This is a genomic window from Streptomyces sp. JK94 (assembly GCF_053613315.1).
Genome location: NZ_JBSICH010000011.1, coordinates 70,504 through 85,640, shown reverse-complemented (window position 1 = coordinate 85,640; position 15,137 = coordinate 70,504). Strand labels below are relative to the sequence as shown.

The window sequence follows — 15,137 nt, the reverse complement described above, 5'->3', positions numbered from 1 at the left end:
CGGATGCCCGTACCTCAGCCCACCAGGCCCAACTCCCGGGCGATGAGCATCCGCTGGACCTCACTGGTGCCCTCGCCGATCTCCAGGATCTTGGAGTCGCGCCACATGCGGGCCACCGGGTACTCGTTCATGAAGCCGTAGCCGCCGTGGATCTGGGTGGCCTCCCGGGCGTTGTCCACCGCCACCGTCGACGAGTACAGCTTCGCGATGGCCGCCTCCTTCTTGAAGGGCTCGCCCGCCACCAGGCGGGACGCCGCGTCGCGCCAGGCGAGGCGGGCCGTGTGGGCCTTCATCTCCATGTCGGCGATCTTGAACTGGATGGCCTGGTGGGCGCCGATCGGCTTGCCGAAGGCGTGACGTTCCTTCGCGTACGCCACGGACTCGTCCACGCAGCCCTGGGCGAGACCCGTGCCCAGCGCGGCGATGGCGATCCGGCCCTCGTCCAGGATGCGCAGGAACTGGGCGTAACCGCGCCCCTGGTCGCCCAGCAGGTTCTCCGCCGGCACCCGGACGTCCGAGAAGGACAGCTCACGGGTGTCCGACGCGTTCCAGCCGACCTTCGAGTACGGGGCGGCCACCGTGAAGCCCGGGGTGCCGGACGGGACGATGATCGCCGAGATGAGCGGGCGGCCGTCGGGCTTGCGGCCCGTGACCGCCGTGACGGTCACCAGTCCCGTGATGTCCGTGCCCGAGTTGGTGATGAAGCACTTGGTGCCGTTGATCACCCACTCGTTCGTCGCCTCGTCCAGACGGGCCGTCGTCCGCGTCGCGCCCGCGTCCGAGCCGCCGTCCGGCTCGGTCAGGCCGAAGGCGCCGAGGATCTCGCCCGCGCACAGCCGGGGCAGCCAGGTCCGCTTCTGCTCCTCGGTGCCGAACAGGTGGACCGGCATCGCGCCGAGCGAGACGCCCGCCTCCAGCGTGATGGCCACCGACGAGTCGACGCGGGCCAGTTCCTCCAGGGCGATGCCGAGCGCCAGGTAGTCGCCGCCCATGCCGCCGTACTCCTCCGGGAACGGCAGGCCGAACAGGCCCATCCGGCCCATCTCCCGGACGATCTCGTACGGGAACTCGTGCCGCTCGTAGAAGTCGCCGATCTTCGGCGCCACGACCTCGTGGGCGAACTCCTCGACCGTACGGCGGAGTTCCTCCAGTTCGGGGGAGAGCTTGTGGTCCATGGCTGTCACTGCTCCTGGTGGGAGTCGTCGCCCGGGCCCGCGAGGGCCCGAACGGTGCGGGACGGGCTGGGTCGGCCCAGACGGGCGGCCATCCAGACGCTGGTGGCGACGAGAGAGCCGAGGTCGACCCCGGTGTCGATGCCGAGGCCGCGCAGCATCCACACGAGGTCTTCGGTGGCGAGGTTGCCGGTGGCGGACTTGGCGTAGGGGCAGCCGCCCAGCCCGCCGGCGGAGGCGTCGACGGTCGTCACGCCGTGCCGCAGGGCCGTGTACGTGTTGGACAGGGCCTGGCCGTAGGTGTCGTGGAAGTGCACGCCGAGCACGTCCACCGGGACACCGGTCCCGGTCAGCGCGGTGAGCAGGGCGCTCACGTGGCCCGGGGTCGCCACCCCGATCGTGTCGCCGAGGCTCAGCTCGTCGCAGCCCATCTCCCGAAGGGCCCGGCAGACCCGCACCACCTGCTCGACGGGGACCGCGCCCTCCCACGGGTCGCCGAAGCACATCGAGAGGTAACCCCTCACGTGGACGTCCGCCGCCTTCGCCCGCGCCACCACCGGCGCGAACATGGCCAGCGCCTCGTCCACCGTGCGGTTGAGGTTGGCCCTGGCGAAGGATTCCGTGGCGCTGGCGAAGACCGCCACGCGGCGCGCGCCGAGCGCCAGGGCCCGGTCCAGGCCGCGTTCGTTCGGCACCAGGACGGGCAGCTCGACCGGCAGGTCCGCGACCGCCGGGAACAGCTCCTCCGCGTCCGCCAGTTGCGGCACCCACCTGGGGTGCACGAAGCTCGTCGCCTCGATCGTGGTCAGGCCCGCGCCGGCCAGGCGGCGGACGAACTCCGCCTTCACCTCCACCGGCACCGTGGCCTTCTCGTTCTGCAGGCCGTCGCGCGCGCCCACCTCGTGGATGCGGACGCGGGCGGGCAGGCCCTGCTCCGGTACGGCCATGGGCAGGCCCGGTACGGGGGTGTTCACACCGTCTCCTGTTCGCCGTCGCCGGTGAGCTTGGGAATGTTCACGCGGTCTCCCGTTCGCCGTCGCCGGTGGGGCTGATGACCGCGAGCACCTGGTCCATCGCGACCGTCGTGCCCGGCGCCACGTCCAGTTCGGCGACGGTGCCCGCGTGCGGGGCGGAGATGACGTGCTCCATCTTCATCGCCTCCACCACCAGCAGGCTCTGCCCGGCGTTCACCTCGTCGCCGACGGCCACCTTCACCACCGTCACCGTGCCCGGCATGGGCGCGGTCAGCGAGTCGGCGCCCGCGTGGGCGGCACCCGTGAGGGAGGCGGCGACCGGATCGTGGTCGCGCACGTGCCAGGCGTCGCCGTCGCGGCCGAGCCAGTCGGCGGCGCGGTCGAAGGTGTGCCGGACGCCGTCCAGCGTCACCGACACGCGGTCCTCGGTGACGGTGTGGGTGCCGCGCGGCGTGTACTCCACCGGGTCGGTGACCCGCAGGTGGAAGCCGGCCGGTTTCGGTACGCCGCCCATGCGCCAGCCGTTCGGCACCGAGAACGGGTCCGTCCAGCCGTCCCCGCGCGGACGCAGCGCGTCCAGCCGTACGGCCGCCGCCGCCTCGTACACCTCCTCCGGTACGTCGGTGGCGACCAGGGCGTCGACCTCCCGCTCCACCAGCCCGGTGTCCAGCTCGCCCGCCACCACCGCCGGGTGCGCGAGCAGCCGCCGCAGGAACCCGGCGTTGGTCTGCACGCCCAGCGTCACCGTCCGGGCCAGGGCCGCGCGCAGCCTGCGCAGGGCGGTGGCGCGGTCGGGGCCGTACGCGATCACCTTGGACAGCATCGGGTCGTAGAGGCTGCCGACCTCGGTGCCCTCGCTGAGCCCGGAGTCGGTGCGCACGCCGTCGCCCTCGGGCTCGTGCAGCCGCAGCACCGTGCCGCCGGAGGGGAGGAAGCCGCGGGCGGGGTCCTCGGCGCACAGGCGGGCCTCGACGGCGTGCCCGGTCAGCCGGACGTCCTCCTGCGCGAGGCCGAGCGGCTCGCCCGCCGCCACCCGCAGCTGCCACTCCACCAGGTCCAGGCCCGTGACCAGCTCGGTCACCGGGTGCTCGACCTGGAGGCGGGTGTTCATCTCCATGAAGTAGTACTGCGCGGGGTCCTCGCCCGGCACGATGAACTCCACCGTGCCCGCGCCCCGGTAGCCGCAGGAGCGGGCCGCCTGCACGGCCGCCTCGCCCATCGCGGCGCGGGTCGCCTCGTCGAGGAGCACGCTGGGCGCCTCCTCGACGACCTTCTGGTGCCGGCGCTGCAGCGAGCACTCGCGCTCGCCGAGGTGCACGACGTTCCCGTGGCCGTCGGCCAGGACCTGGATCTCGATGTGCCGGGGCCGGTCGATCCACCGCTCCACCAGCAGCGTGTCGTCGCCGAAGGAGGCGCGGGCCTCGCGGCGGGCGGCGGCGATCTCGTCGGCGAGCACGGCCGCGTCCCGCACCAGCCGCATGCCCTTGCCGCCCCCGCCGGCCGACGGCTTGAGCAGCACCGGCGTCCCGACCTCCCGGGCGGCCTGCGCGAGCTGCGCGTCCGTCAGCCCGCTGCCGCTGGAGCCGGGCACCACCGGCACCCCGGCCGCCCGTACCGTCTCCTTGGCGCGGATCTTGTCGCCCATCAGGGCGATGGCGTCGGCGGGCGGCCCGATGAAGACCAGCCCGGCCTCCTCGCAGGCCCGCGCGAAGCCGGCGTTCTCCGCGAGGAAGCCGTACCCCGGGTGGACGGCCTGCGCCCCCGTCCGGGCCGCCGCCCGGAGCAGCCGGTCGACGGACAGATAGCTCTCCGCCGCCGGCGCCGGGCCGATCCGCACCGCCTCGTCGGCCTCCCGCACGTGCCGCGCGTCCGCGTCGGCGTCGGAGAAGACCGCCACCGAGCGCACACCCAGCGAGCGCAGGGTCCGTACGACCCGCACCGCGATCTCACCGCGGTTGGCCACCAGTACCGTGTCGAACATGGAGTCCCCTCCTCACATCCGGAAGACGCCGAACCGGGGCTCGCCCAGCGGCGCGTTGGCACACGCGGTCAGGGCCAGACCCAGCACCTGCCGGGTGTCGGCGGGCTCGATCACCCCGTCGTCCCACAGCCGGGCGGTCGCGTAGTAGGCGTTTCCCTGGTGCTCGTACTGGGCGCGGATCGGGGCCTTGAAGGACTCCTCCTCCTCGGCCGGCCAGTCCTCCCCGCGGGCCTCCAGCTGGTCCCGCTTGACCGTGGCCAGCACGGACGCCGCCTGCTCGCCGCCCATCACCGAGATCTTGGCGTTGGGCCACATCCACAGAAAGCGCGGTGAGTACGCCCGCCCGCACATCGAGTAGTTCCCCGCGCCGTACGACCCGCCGACCACGACCGTCAGCTTCGGCACGCGCGTGCACGCCACCGCCGTCACCATCTTGGCGCCGTGCTTGGCGATGCCCCCGGCCTCGTAGTCCCTGCCGACCATGAAGCCGGAGATGTTCTGCAGGAAGACCAGCGGGATGCCGCGCTGGTCGCACAGCTCGATGAAGTGGGCGCCCTTCTGGGCCGACTCGGCGAACAGGATGCCGTTGTTGGCGACGATCCCGACCGGGTGGCCGTGGACGCGGGCGAAGCCGGTGACCAGGGTCTGCCCGTACTCGGACTTGAACTCGGCGAACCGGGAGCCGTCCACCACCCGCGCGATGATCTCGCGCACGTCGTAGGGGGTGCGGGAGTCGACCGGTACCGCACCGGACATCTGCTCCGGGTCGGCCTTCGGCTCCACGGCGGGCTCCACGTCCCAGGGGAGCGGGCCGCGCCGGGGCAGCGTGGAGACGATCTGCCGCACGATCCGCAGCGCGTGCGCGTCGTCCTCGGCCAGGTGGTCGGTCACGCCGGACACCCGCGCGTGCACCTCGCCGCCGCCCAGCTCCTCCGCCGTGACCACCTCGCCGGTGGCCGCCTTCACCAGCGGCGGGCCGCCCAGGAAGATCGTGCCCTGACCGCGGACGATCACCGCCTCGTCGCTCATCGCCGGGACGTACGCGCCGCCCGCCGTGCAGGAGCCGAGGACGGCGGCGATCTGCGGGATGCCGGCGCCGGACATCCGCGCCTGGTTGTAGAAGATCCGCCCGAAGTGCTCGCGGTCCGGGAAGACCTCGTCCTGCATCGGCAGGAAGGCGCCCCCCGAGTCCACCAGGTACAGGCACGGCAGCCGGTTCTCCAGCGCCACCTCCTGCGCCCGCAGGTGCTTCTTCACCGTCATCGGGTAGTACGTGCCGCCCTTGACGGTGGCGTCGTTGGCGACGACCACGCACTCCCGGCCGCCGACCCGGCCGATCCCGGCGATCACGCCGGCGGCCGGCGCCTGTCCGTCGTAGAGCCCGTCGGCCGCCAGCGGCGCCAGCTCCAGGAACGGCGAGCCCGGATCGAGCAGCGTGTCCACGCGGTCGCGCGGCAGCAGCTTGCCGCGCGCGGTGTGCCGGGCCCGGGCCCGCTCCCCGCCGCCGAGCCGGGCCGCCGCGAGCTTGGCCCGCAGCTCCTCCACGAGGACGCGGTGCGCCTCCTCGTTGGCCCGAAAGGCCTCGGAGGCGGGATCCACCGCCGTCGTCAGCTCCGGTGCCTCGTGCATCCCGCGGTCCCCTCACCCGATGGTCGATCGGTCGATCGGTTAATGAGCGTTAACGCATTTCCCTTAGGTTAACGACCGCTAACCGCCCTGTCTAGAATTGATCCCATGGCCACCAGAACCGACGCCCCCACCCGCCGCGAGCAGATCCTCAAGGAGGCCGCCCGGCTCTTCGCCGAGCGCGGTTTCCACGGCGTCGGCGTCGACGAGATAGGTGCCGCGGTCGGCATCAGCGGCCCCGGCCTCTACCGGCACTTCGCCGGCAAGGACGCGATGCTCGCCGAGCTGCTGGTCGGGATCAGCGACTCGCTGCTGACCGGGGCGAAGCGGCGGCTGGCGGAGGCCGAGGGGGTGGCCGGCTCCGGAGCGGGTCCCGGCGCCGGGTCCGGCGCGGAGGCGGTCCTCGACTCGCTCATCGAGGGTCACATCGACTTCGCGCTCGACGACCGCCCGCTCATCACCCTGCACGACCGCGAGCTGGACCGCCTCCGGGACGCCGACCGCAAGATGGTGCGGCAGTTGCAGCGGCAGTACGTCGAGCTGTGGGTCGGGGTGCTGCGCGAGGTCTACCCGGCGGTCGCCGAGCCCGCCGCCCGCTCCGCCGTCCACTCGGTCTTCGGCCTCCTGAACTCCACCCCGCACCTCGGCCGCCCCGGCGCACTGCCCGGCCGTACGACGACCGCCTCGCTGCTGCACCGGATGGCGCGGGGGGCGTTCGCGGCGGTGGCCGCGCGGTGAGGAGCCGGGGAGGGGTGCGGTGAGGGGTGCGGTGAGGGGTGCGGTGAGGGGGTGCGCGGGAGAGGGGGAGTGACGAGGGTTACCCGCGTCCCGCTCTGGACGCCCCTCCCTACCCGCCGGTACCGTGAAGTCTGAGCAAGCGCTTAGATACGGATCCTGGAGGTGGCGCTGTGCGCCGTACGGTGTTCAACGAGGACCACGAGGCGTTCCGGGAGACCCTGCGCGCCTTCATCGAGGCCGAGGTCGTCCCCGTCTACGACGAGTGGTTCGCCGCCGGTCAGGCGCCGCGCGACTTCTACTACAAGCTCGGTGAGCTGGGCATCTTCGGCATCAACGTGCCCGAGGAGTACGGCGGCGCGGGCATGGACAGCCACAAGTTCGAGGCCGTCCACTACGAGGAGACCGCCCGCGCGGGCGTCACCTTCGGCGGCTCCGGCGTGCACGTGCTGCTCGCCCTGCCCTACATCAAGATGCTGGCCACCGACGAGCAGAAGAAGCGCTACCTGCCGAAGTTCGTCACCGGCGAGGAGATGTGGGCCATCGCGATGACCGAGCCGGGCACCGGCTCCGACCTCGCGGGCATGAAGACCACCGCCAAACTGAGCGAGGACGGCACCCACTACGTCCTCAACGGCTCCAAGACCTTCATCACCGGCGGCGTCCACGCCGACAAGGTGATCGTCTGCGCCCGCACCTCCGCGCCGACCGCCGAGGACCGCCGCTTCGGCATCTCCCTGTTCGCCGTGGACACCAAGTCCGAGGGCTACTCGGTGGGCCGCAAGCTGGACAAGCTGGGCCTGCGCACCTCCGACACCGCCGAGCTGGCCTTCGTCGACGTCAAGGTGCCCGTCGAGGACCTCCTCGGCGAGGAGAACAAGGGCTTCGCCTACCTCGGCCAGAACCTGGCCTCCGAGCGCTGGGGCATCGCCTTCGGCGCCTACGCCCAGGCCAAGGCCGCGGTCCGGTTCGCCAAGCAGTACGTGCAGGACCGCACGGTCTTCGGCAAGCCGGTCGCCCACTTCCAGAACACCAAGTTCGAGCTGGCCGCCTGCCAGGCCGAGGTGGACGCGGCGGAGGCCGTCGCCGACCGCGCCACCGAAGCCCTGGACGCCGGCGAGCTGACCCCCGCCGAGGCGGCCAGTGCCAAGCTGTTCTGCACCGAGGTCGCCCACCGCGTCATCGACCGCTGCCTCCAGCTGCACGGCGGCTACGGCTACATGAACGAGTACCCGATCGCCCGCCTGTACGCGGACAACCGCGTCAACCGCATCTACGGCGGCACCAGCGAGGTCATGAAGCTGATCATCGCTAAGGACATGGGTCTGTAGACCGGTCGGCGGACCGCGAAGCCACCGGACATGAGCGAAGCACTCCAGTCCCTCCTCGACCTGCTCGACCTGGAGCGGATCGAGGAGGACATCTACCGCGGCCACTCCCGCTCCGCCGTCGTCCCCCGGGTCTTCGGCGGGCAGGTGGCCGCGCAGGCACTGGTCGCCGCCGGGCGCACGGTCCCCGGGGACCGGCTCGCGCACTCCCTGCACGCCTACTTCCTGCGCCCCGGCGACCCGGACGCCCCGATCGTCTACAACGTCGACCGCCTGCGCGACGGCCGCTCCTTCACCACCCGCCGCGTGGTCGCCGTCCAGCACGGCAAGCCGATCTTCGGCCTGTCGGCGTCCTTCCAGACGTACGAGGAGGGCCTCGACCACCAGGCCCCGATGCCGGCCGCGCCCGACCCGGCGGCCCTGCCCACCGGCGAGGAGCGGCTGCGCGGCTACCCGCACCTGCCCGCCGACACCGTGGAGCGCTTCCTGGAGGCCCGGGCCGCGGTCGACCTGCGCTACGCCGACGACCCGCCCTTCGGTGACTTCGGCACCCCGCGCGAGGCGCACTCCCAGGTGTGGTTCCGCACCAACGGCAAGCTCGCCGACGACCCCCTCCTGCACGTCGTCCTCGCCACCTACGTCTCCGACATGACCCTCCTCGACTCGGTCCTGCTCGCGCACGGCCGGGGCGGCTGGGCCGTCGGCGACGTCGTCGGGGCCTCGCTGGACCACGCGATGTGGTTCCACCGGCCGTTCCGCGCCGACGAGTGGCTCCTGTACGACCAGCAGTCGCCGTCCGCGTCCGGCGGACGGGGGCTCGGCCAGGCGCGCATCTACACGCAGGACGGGCGGCTCGCCGTCTCGGTCGTCCAGGAAGGTGTGGTGCGCGTCCCCCGGTAACCCTGAGGGCATGGCGTAACCCGCGCGCGACGCACGGAGGACGGACGGCGGCGGGAGGAGCCCCCCGTGGTGCGCCGGGTCCACCTGGTCCCGGCGCCCGGGTTCGCGCAGCGCCGCTCGGAGGGCCTGGGCCTCCGGCCGTGACGGCGGCCGTACGGGCTACCGGCCCAGTCCCGCCTCCGTCAGCAGGTAGGCCGTCATCGGGTCGTAGTGGCGCGGGCTGACCACGTGGTCGTCCAGCGGCACCGCGACCTGGAGGGTGCCCTCGGACTCGGCCAGGAAGAGCGCCGGGTCGTTGCAGTCGGCGTAGCCCACGGAGTCGACGCCGTGCTGGGCGGCGCAGCCGGCCCAGCCGTGGTCGGCGACCACCAGGTCGGGCAGCGGGCGGCCCGCCCGCTCCAGGCCGGTCAGGATCGCCTTCATCGGCTCGCCGGAGTGGGTGTGCCACAACGAGGCGCCGTGCTCCAGCACCGCCACGTCCGCGAACTGCTGGACGTACCCCTCCTCCGTCGTCAGCCCCTCCGGGATCACGACGATCTCGCAGCCGGCGGTGCGCAGCGCGTCGGCCGTGGCGCGGTGCACGTCGAGCAGGCCGCCCGGGTGGCCGGTCGCGAACAGCACGCGCTGCCCGCCGTCCGCCGCCTTGCGCAGCCGGCCGGCCATGCGCTCCAGCGCGGCCACCGTCAGCTCGGGGTCGATGGTGTCCTGGCCGTACCGGTACTCCGGATCGTCGTTGACACCGACCCGCTCCGCCATCACCGCGAGCACGTCCTGCTCGTCGGTCCAGCGGTCGCCCAGCTCCAGACCGAGCCAGAAGCCCCGGTCGCCGTTGGCCAGCTTGCGGTAGTGGGAGAGGTTGTTCTCGCGGGGCGTGGCGACGTCGCCCGCGATACGCGTCCTGACGAGATGCTCGGCGAGTTCGGCGCGGCTGGGTGTCCCGGGTATCGGCATGGCTCCATTGTGGGGCAGCCGCCGCCGCGAGTCCCCGGCGTACCGCCCGCTGGGACGCGCGTCACCTCCCCGGTTCCGGTCCCGTCCGCCGCAGCGCGAACCACAGCTCCATGCGGACGTCCGGGTCGTCGAGGTCGGCGCCCAGCAGCGCCGCACAGCGCGCGACGCGCTGCCGGACGGTGTTGCGGTGCACGGACAGGGCGACGGCGGTGCGGTCCCAGCTGCCGTGCAGGGAGAGCCACGCCCGCAGGGTCTCGGTGAGCGCCGGGACGGCCGCGACCGGTCCGAGCAGTGCACGGGCGTGCGCCTCGGCCTCGTCGTCCGGCACGAGGTCGGCGAGCGCGGGCCGGCCGGCGTGCCGGACCAGTGGCACCCGGGTGGCCCGGGCACGGGCCAGCGCGCGCGCCGCCTGGACGTCCGCGGCCGGCCACTCGTCCGGGGCCACGGCGGCGCTGACGCCGAGTGTCCAGCCGGTCTGGGGGAGGGGGCCGGTATCCGGCGGGGTGGCCCGGCCACCGGTATCCGGACGGGAGGCGCCGCCGGTATCCCGCCGGGTGGCGCCGCCGGCATCCGTCCGGGTGTCGCCGCCGGTATCCGGCCGGGTGGCGTCGCCGGTATCCGGCCGGGTGGCGTCGCCGGGCCCGGGCCGGGTGGTGCCGCCGGGCCCTGGTCGGGCGGCGGGGCCGGGCCCCGGTCCCGGGCCTGCCGGGGCTTCCCGGTCGGCGGCGACCGCGTGCCCGGCCGGGACGAGGACCCGTACGACGTCTCCCGCCGGGTCGACCAGGGGGGAGCCGAGGGCCGCGCCCAGGGCGGAAGCGGAGATCGGGTCGGGGGCGCCGGTGTTCGGACGCGCGTGCACGACGTGCCAGCGGGTGACGCCCTCACCGTCCCCTGCGCCGAGCAGGGGCGCGATCTCCTCGGGGCGGGCGCCCAGCAGCAGCCGTACCAGCGCCGAGGAGCGGGCCGCGCCCGTCCCGCTGCGGTGCTCGCCGGTGAGGAGGGAGAGCAGCACGGCGGCGACCGAGGCGATGGTGTGGTCCCCGGCCTCCCGCTGCGGGGCCGCCACCCCGAGCACGAAACCCTGCCCGGTGCCGAGGGCGTACGCGGCCAGACGGGTGCCCGCGACCGTGTCCGTGGCGGTGCTGGAGGCGTGGCCGGTGACGTACCGGGCCAGCTCCGCCAGCGCCCGCCCCGCCTCACCCCCGGGCTCCCGCCCCGCCGCCGCGATCTCCGCGCCCTCCGGCCCGTACAGCACCGCCCGCCCGTCGAGCCGGGTCGCCAGCCGGCGCAGCACCGACGGCACCGGGTCCGGACGGGAGGCCGCGGCGGCCAGAGCCCGCTGGGCCTCGGAGACCCGGCGCAGCTCGGCCAGCCGGGCCTGCGCCATCAGCTGCCACACCGCGCGCGCCACACCCGAGAACGTCGTCCGCGGCGGTACCTCCACCAGCGGCAGCCCGTACGCCTCGCAGGCCGCGACCAGCGCCCCGGGCACGGTGTCGTGCACCGGCGCCACCCCGAAACCGAGCGCCGCGCCGCCGGCCGCCACGATCCGCGAGACGTAGTCGTCGAAGTACGTCCCCGAGTCCGCCCCCACCGGGATGTGCACGCCCGCCGTCAGCAGCAGCTCACCGCCCAGCAGGTACGGGAAGGGGTCGGACATCTCCGAGGTGTGCGCCCAGTGGACCGTCACGTCCGCCGCCGAGGGTCCGGCCAGCAGGCGCAGGCCCAGGTCGGCACGGGCCAGCAGGGCCGCGAGCGACACCGGGGGAGTGGGAGGCGTGGGCGGCACGGCCGATTCCTGCATGATGGACGTTCCCTCCATCCGAGTGCTGCCGACTGGATGAAACGTACACTTCGCAGTCGCTCTTCAGCCGCCTAGTGTCAACCTCGGAGAGTCGGACAGCAGTAGTACATACGCGACGAAGCGTAAGAAGGAAGGCAGTACATGAGCAGCAACGAGACGCCCCGCGGCCCCGTCGACTCCTCCCGCGTCCCGCGGTACGCCGGACCCGCGACCTTCGCCCGGCTGCCCCGCCTCGACGAGGTCGCCGCCGCCGACGTCGCCGTGGTGGGCGTGCCGTTCGACTCGGGCGTCTCCTACCGGCCGGGAGCCCGCTTCGGCGGCAACGCCATCCGCGAGGCCTCCCGCCTGCTGCGCCCGTACAACCCGGCCCAGGACGCCGCCCCCTTCGCCCTCGCCCAGGTCGCGGACGGCGGCGACATCGCCGTCAACCCCTTCAACATCAACGAGGCCGTGGAGACCGTCGAGGCCGCCGCCGACGACCTCCTCGGCACCGGCGCCCGTCTGATGACCCTGGGCGGCGACCACACCATCGCCCTCCCGTTGCTCCGCTCGGTCGCCAAGAAGCACGGCCCGGTCGCCCTGCTCCACTTCGACGCCCACCTGGACACCTGGGACACGTACTTCGGCGCCGAGTACACCCACGGCACCCCGTTCCGCCGCGCCGTCGAGGAGGGCGTCCTCGACACCTCCGCGCTCTCCCACGTCGGCACCCGTGGCCCCCTGTACGGCAAGCAGGACCTCACCGACGACGAGAAGATGGGCTTCGGCATCGTCACCTCCGCCGACGTCTACCGCCGCGGCGCCGACGAGGTCGCCGACCAGCTCCGCCAGCGCATCGGCGACCGGCCCCTGTACATCTCCATCGACATCGACTGCCTGGACCCCGCCCACGCCCCGGGCACCGGCACCCCCGAGGCCGGCGGCATGACCTCCCGCGAACTGCTGGAGATCCTGCGCGGCCTGGCATCCTGCAACCTGGTGTCCGCCGACGTCGTCGAGGTGGCCCCCGCGTACGACCACGCGGAGATCACGTCCGTGGCGGCCTCCCACACCGCGTACGAACTGACCACGATCATGTCCCGCCAGATCGCCCGGGAGAAGGCCGCGAAGTGACCCACGACCACGACCTGGTGCTCCGTCCGACCGCCGCCCAGACGGAGGCCGCGCTCAACCCTCCCCCCGGCCGCAACGGCGGAGACCTGGTCGTGGAGACCCTGGCCGGGCTCGGCGCGACCACCGTCTTCGGCCTGCCCGGCCAGCACGCCCTCGGCATGTTCGACGCGTTGCGCCGCTCGGACCTGCGCTACATCGGCCTGCGGGTGGAGAACAACGCCGGTTTCGCGGCGGACGCGTACGGCCGGATCACCGGGGAGGCGGCCCCGCTGCTGCTGTCCACCGGCCCGGGGGCCCTCACCTCCCTCGCCGCGCTCCAGGAGGCACGCGCGGCCTCCGCCCCCGTGCTGGCGATCGGCAGCCAGGTCCCGGCGGCCGGCCTGGGCGGCGGACGCCACGGCTACCTGCACGAACTCCCCGACCAGGCGGCCTCCTTCCGGGGCGTGGTGAAGTCCGTCCACACCGTCCGCACCCAGTCCCAGATCCCGTCCGCGATCGCGGAGGCGTGGACGTCCGCGCTGACCGTCCCGCACGGACCGGTGTGGGTGGAGATCCCGCAGGACGTCCTCCTGGCCGAGACGCCGATCCCGGTGGTGACGGGCGGCGACACCTTCCCCGAGGAGCTGCCCCCGCGCCCAGAACTGACGGCGCTCGCGGCCGAGCTGCTCTCGCGCGCGCAGCGCCCCGCGATCATCGCGGGCGGCGGAGTCGTACGGGCCGATGCCGCGAAGAAGCTCCGGCAACTCGCGGAACGCCTCCAGGCCCCCGTCGTCACGACCTTCGGCGGCAAGGGCGCCTTCCCGTGGACGCACCCGCTCTCCCTCCAGTCCTGGCTGGAGGACCGCCACACCACGGACTTCCTGGAGGATGCCGACGTGCTCCTGGTCGTCGGCTCGGGCCTCGGCGAACTCTCCTCGAACCACCACACGTTCACGCCGCGCGGCCGGGTCGTCCAGATCGAGGCCGACCTCGGCAAACTGGAGTCCAACCACCCGGCCCTCGGCATCCACGCCGACGCCCGCCTCGCCCTCCAGGCGCTGCTGGAGACGGTGGAGGAGCGCACCGACCCCGCCGCCCCGGAGCGGGTACGGGCCGTGCTGGACCAGGTCCGCGAGCGCATCGCGTCCCAGGAACTCACCCTGGAGCAGGACGTACTGGCGGCCGTCCGCAGGGCCCTGCCGGCCGGCGCGCCGTCCTTCTGGGACATGACCATCCTCGCCTACTGGGCCTGGTCGGCCTTCGACGCCAAGGCCCCCAACACCATGCACTCGGCCCAGGGCGCGGGTGGCCTCGGCTACGGTTTCCCGGCGGCGCTGGGCGCCGCGGCCGCCGACCCCACCCACCCCGTGCTGGCGGTGTCCGGCGACGGCGGCGCCCTGTACTCCATCGCCGAACTGGCCACCGCCCGCCAGTACGACCTGAACGTCACCTGGCTGATCGTCGACGACGGCGGCTACGGCATCCTGCGCGAGTACATGACGGACGCCTTCGGGGAACCGACGGTGACGGAACTGACCCGCCCCGACTACGTGGCGCTGGCCGCGTCCTTCGGTGTGCCGGGCGTGCGCACGTCCCCGCAGACCCTGGAGACGGACCTGGCGAAGGCGCTCGCGTCACCGGGTCCGTCCGTGGTCGTGCTGCCGGCCGTCCTGCGGATGTTCGCGCCGACGCACCTGGGCTGAGCGGCCGGGGGCGCTACCAGATCGCCTCGACCCACTCCGGGTGGTCGACGAACGGGTTGCGGTTGTGCTGGTAGGAGTCGTGGATGACCTGGTTGCGGCGTTCCTCGAAGGCGTCCGGCGGGTCCTCGTCGTTCCACTCCTTCAGGACGGCGAGCCTGCCGATGTACGGGTTGCTGCCGTTGCCGACGCTGCTGTTGACCTCCAGGTCGGCCCAGCCGTCGCCGCCCTCGTAGCGGACCGCCATGTAGAAGATCATGCGGGCCACGTCACCCTTGACGGCGTCCCGGGGCTCGAACGAGTCGGAGTCGGTGAGGCTGCCGCCGCTGTCGGTGAAGCCGCTGCCGCCGTTGTCGAAGTCCTTGTTGCCCCGGACGCCGTTGACCCGGACGTCCTCGGGACGCAGGTGGTGCAGGTCGGTGCCGGGGCCGGTCGAGGTGCCGAAGTCGCCGTGGGACTTGGCCCACACGTGCTCGCGGTTCCAGTCGCCGGTGTTGCCGCCGTTGAGCGACTTGCTGCGGGAGGCACCCGAGTAGAGCAGGATCACCTTTCCGCTGTCCGCGGGGTCCTGGTCGGTGTTCTTCAGGGCGTCCCAGACCGCCGAGTACGAGAGCTTGGTCTGGTTGCTGATGATCGTGTGCAGTGAGGACTTGAGCGCGGTCCCCGTCTTGCCGACCGCGTTCTTGTAGTACGTCGAGTCGTAGTCGGCGCTCGTGGCCGTGGCCGCGGTCGTGGCGGTCGCCGTGGCCGGGGAGGCGGTCAGGGAGGGGGTGACGAGGCCGGCGAGGACGGCGGCCGTGGCCAGGGCCACCGCTTTCCGGCGCCGCGTGCGTATCGCGATCATGTGGGGTGTCCGATCTACGCGGGTGGAGTG

12 protein-coding genes are annotated in these 15,137 nt (G+C 73.3%); 5 read left to right on the top strand and 7 right to left on the bottom strand.

Going from position 1 to position 15,137, the window contains the following annotated elements; translation table 11 throughout:
• Positions 1 to 14 precede the first annotated feature (14 nt).
• The 4 genes from ACVV2G_RS10900 to ACVV2G_RS10885 are packed head-to-tail and all read right to left on the bottom strand — an operon-like array spanning position 15 to position 5,756.
• Complete coding sequence (locus ACVV2G_RS10900) at positions 15 to 1,175, bottom strand: acyl-CoA dehydrogenase family protein (protein WP_453842440.1); 1,161 nt, start codon at positions 1,173 to 1,175, stop codon at positions 15 to 17.
• 5 nt (positions 1,176 to 1,180) lie between these two features.
• Entirely contained in the window at positions 1,181 to 2,146 is a 966-nt protein-coding gene (locus ACVV2G_RS10895; RefSeq protein ID WP_453842439.1) for a hydroxymethylglutaryl-CoA lyase, read from the bottom strand.
• Positions 2,147 to 2,186: 40 nt separating this feature from the next.
• Positions 2,187 to 4,127, bottom strand: a complete 1,941-nt coding sequence (locus ACVV2G_RS10890) for an acetyl/propionyl/methylcrotonyl-CoA carboxylase subunit alpha (protein ID WP_453842438.1) — start codon at positions 4,125 to 4,127, stop codon at positions 2,187 to 2,189.
• 12 nt (positions 4,128 to 4,139) lie between these two features.
• Entirely contained in the window at positions 4,140 to 5,756 is a 1,617-nt protein-coding gene (locus tag ACVV2G_RS10885; protein WP_453842437.1) for a carboxyl transferase domain-containing protein, read from the bottom strand.
• 105 nt (positions 5,757 to 5,861) lie between these two features.
• On the opposite strand from ACVV2G_RS10885, the gene ACVV2G_RS10880 reads away from it, so the two are divergent.
• From ACVV2G_RS10880 to ACVV2G_RS10870, 3 genes are all read left to right on the top strand, one after another.
• Positions 5,862 to 6,491, top strand: a complete 630-nt coding sequence (locus tag ACVV2G_RS10880; protein ID WP_453842436.1) for an SACE_7040 family transcriptional regulator — start codon at positions 5,862 to 5,864, stop codon at positions 6,489 to 6,491.
• Between the two features lie 170 nt (positions 6,492 to 6,661).
• Positions 6,662 to 7,819 carry an acyl-CoA dehydrogenase family protein gene (locus tag ACVV2G_RS10875; protein WP_453842435.1) on the top strand — a complete coding sequence of 386 codons (1,158 nt, stop codon included), beginning with the start codon at positions 6,662 to 6,664 and terminating at the stop codon, positions 7,817 to 7,819.
• 30 nt (positions 7,820 to 7,849) lie between these two features.
• A complete protein-coding gene (locus tag ACVV2G_RS10870) occupies positions 7,850 to 8,716 on the top strand; it encodes an acyl-CoA thioesterase (RefSeq protein WP_453842434.1) in 867 nt (288 codons plus the stop codon).
• 159 nt (positions 8,717 to 8,875) lie between these two features.
• Here ACVV2G_RS10870 and ACVV2G_RS10865 read toward each other — a convergent pair whose 3' ends face one another.
• Together ACVV2G_RS10865 and ACVV2G_RS10860 are read right to left on the bottom strand one after the other, a co-directional pair.
• A complete protein-coding gene (locus tag ACVV2G_RS10865; protein WP_453842433.1) occupies positions 8,876 to 9,667 on the bottom strand; it encodes a phosphatase in 792 nt (263 codons plus the stop codon).
• A gap of 61 nt (positions 9,668 to 9,728) precedes the next feature.
• Positions 9,729 to 11,471 (bottom strand): helix-turn-helix domain-containing protein, encoded by a 1,743-nt coding sequence (locus tag ACVV2G_RS10860; protein WP_453842432.1) that lies wholly within the window; start codon positions 11,469 to 11,471, stop codon positions 9,729 to 9,731.
• 141 nt (positions 11,472 to 11,612) lie between these two features.
• Between ACVV2G_RS10860 and speB the strand changes: the two genes are divergently transcribed.
• Both speB and ACVV2G_RS10850 read left to right on the top strand, forming a co-directional pair.
• Positions 11,613 to 12,584, top strand: coding sequence for an agmatinase (gene speB / locus ACVV2G_RS10855; protein WP_453842431.1), 972 nt, complete (start codon positions 11,613 to 11,615; stop codon positions 12,582 to 12,584).
• A complete protein-coding gene (locus tag ACVV2G_RS10850; protein WP_453842430.1) occupies positions 12,581 to 14,266 on the top strand; it encodes a thiamine pyrophosphate-binding protein in 1,686 nt (561 codons plus the stop codon). Before speB ends, ACVV2G_RS10850 begins: the two co-directional genes overlap by 4 nt.
• A gap of 13 nt (positions 14,267 to 14,279) precedes the next feature.
• Here the strand turns inward: ACVV2G_RS10850 and ACVV2G_RS10845 are convergent, their stop codons facing one another.
• Positions 14,280 to 15,107: an endonuclease I family protein gene (locus tag ACVV2G_RS10845; protein ID WP_453842429.1), complete on the bottom strand. Its 828-nt coding sequence runs from the start codon at positions 15,105 to 15,107 to the stop codon at positions 14,280 to 14,282.
• Positions 15,108 to 15,137: the final 30 nt, after the last annotated feature.